This window comes from Parasutterella muris (assembly GCF_009767915.1).
Lineage (GTDB): Bacteria > Pseudomonadota > Gammaproteobacteria > Burkholderiales > Burkholderiaceae_F > Parasutterella > Parasutterella muris.
Map to the genome: position 1 here is coordinate 1 of NZ_WSRP01000093.1, position 1,746 is coordinate 1,746.

Here is a 1,746-nt window from a genome sequence, read left to right on the forward strand (position 1 = left end):
AGCCGAATCCACAGCCGACACCTACAATGAAGTCAATAGAGGCAGTTTCACTCAGTCATTATTTTACATGGCGACAAGAAATTGACACGCTTCATCAAAGATTAGGGGAGGTCAGAGATAATTATGAGCTGGAAGGTCTTTGGGCAAGAGGTTATGCCGGACGTAACCGAATTAATTCGAACGGCTACTATTTCAGAGATAATTACAAGGGGATTCAGATCGGTTTAGATCGGAATTATTACGAATATAAGGACTCATATCGTTGTCGTGAGAAAGATGGAGAAAATTTTCCGTGCAAGCGTGAAAAGAAACATGATTGGACTTACGGAACAGGTTTGTCATATACAGAAGGAGATCTGAAGCTCAGCAGAGGGGGAAACGCTGATAACTGGATGGCAAGCTGGTGGCTGTATGGTGTTAGAAAGTTTTCCAACGGTGGTTATCTGGATCTTGTAGGCAAAGTTAGTCGATTCTCCAACGAATTCTCGGCATGGAGCAGTGACTACTTATTGAATACGAAAGGCCGCGATAAAACTTGGGGCTATACACTAAGTGCAGAGTATGGCAATAAGCACTATCTTTTTGAGAATAAAGACTGGTATTTAGATCCTCAGCTGCAGATCGTCTACGGAAGGATCTTTGGTTCCAGCTTTAGAACCAATAATGATGTGAATGTTCATCACAACGCGGTTAACAGTTTAATCGGTCGGGCAGGTGTCGCTCTTGGGTATGAAGGGAAGAAGGGCTCAGCCTTTGTCAAGGTCGATGGCCTGCGAGAATTCAAAGGGAAACTGGTTACGACTTATAAGCTTGACGACGGTTCCTTCAATGCTTCCCGCTTTAATCTTAAAGAGACGTGGGGAGAGGTTTCCGCCGGAGGAACTTATACCTTCTCACGTAAGAAAGATAAGTTAGCTCACTTTTATGTGAAAAGAAGTTTTGCGTCTAAGCTGAAGACTGACTACAGAGTCGATATCGGATTTGAATACATTTTCTAAGGAGAGACCGCTCTTGCATAAAGTGTAGGGGCGGTCGAAATCTACCATGAGCAATAAATCAATAATATCAATACTGAGTATTATCATTTTTATCGGTCTATCTGGTTGTGCGTCTATTGCAGAAAAGGATATCCAGGAATTGGAGATTACAACGACACCGGAAAGCTGCTCGATTACGGTTACGGATAAAAACGGCGAAAACATCTATCAAGGAAAAACTCCTTTTAGGCAAACTCTCTCAAAAGCAGAGGGTTACTTTACAGGCCAAATCTATAACATTCATATAGAGAAAGGCGGATGTCGTCCTGCTGATTTGGTTGTTAAGTCAAAAAATAATCTTTGGTACGTTTTCGGCAACACTGCAAATGCATTTATTCCGGGCTGGATTGGAGTAGATGCGAAAACACATGCGATGTATGAGCTTTCCTCTTCAAAGATTCATGTGAGACTCGTTTGCAGTGATGAAGACGGTTTCCCAGGCGTTGTCAAAAAAGAGGTGTTGGAGAAGTAAATGAAAAAAGCTGTTTGGTTGATGTTACTGCTGTTCTTGATCAGCGGATGCAGTGCAACGGTTGAAAAATCTGCCGTGGAAGAGCAGAAAGACGGTACATTTAAAATCGACTGTATCAAGGAAAATGAGTGGTCCGGTGCATTTTTGTCCTCTGAATTGATAAGAGAGGCGGAAGAGTTCTGCCTTAACAAAGGTAAAAAATTTGAAAGAGTAGAACTGAAAAGTGAAAATGATGGA

Annotated in this window: 3 protein-coding genes; all 3 read left to right on the forward strand. The window is 42.0% G+C overall.

Going from position 1 to position 1,746, the window contains the following annotated elements; all coding sequences use genetic code 11:
• Positions 1 to 998 (forward strand): autotransporter outer membrane beta-barrel domain-containing protein (locus E5987_RS12670; protein WP_160336428.1); only part of this gene is annotated, 998 nt, incomplete at its 5' end.
• Positions 999 to 1,044: 46 nt separating this feature from the next.
• Positions 1,045 to 1,509, forward strand: a complete 465-nt coding sequence (locus tag E5987_RS12675) for a hypothetical protein (RefSeq protein WP_160336429.1) — start codon at positions 1,045 to 1,047, stop codon at positions 1,507 to 1,509.
• Positions 1,510 to 1,746 (forward strand): hypothetical protein (locus tag E5987_RS12680; RefSeq protein WP_160336430.1); only part of this gene is annotated, 237 nt, incomplete at its 3' end. It lies immediately after the preceding gene.

Coding starts and splice junctions, on each gene's coding strand:
- E5987_RS12675 (WP_160336429.1), top strand. CDS start 1,045: ATGAGCAATAAATCAATAATATCAATACTGAGTATTATCATTTTTATC.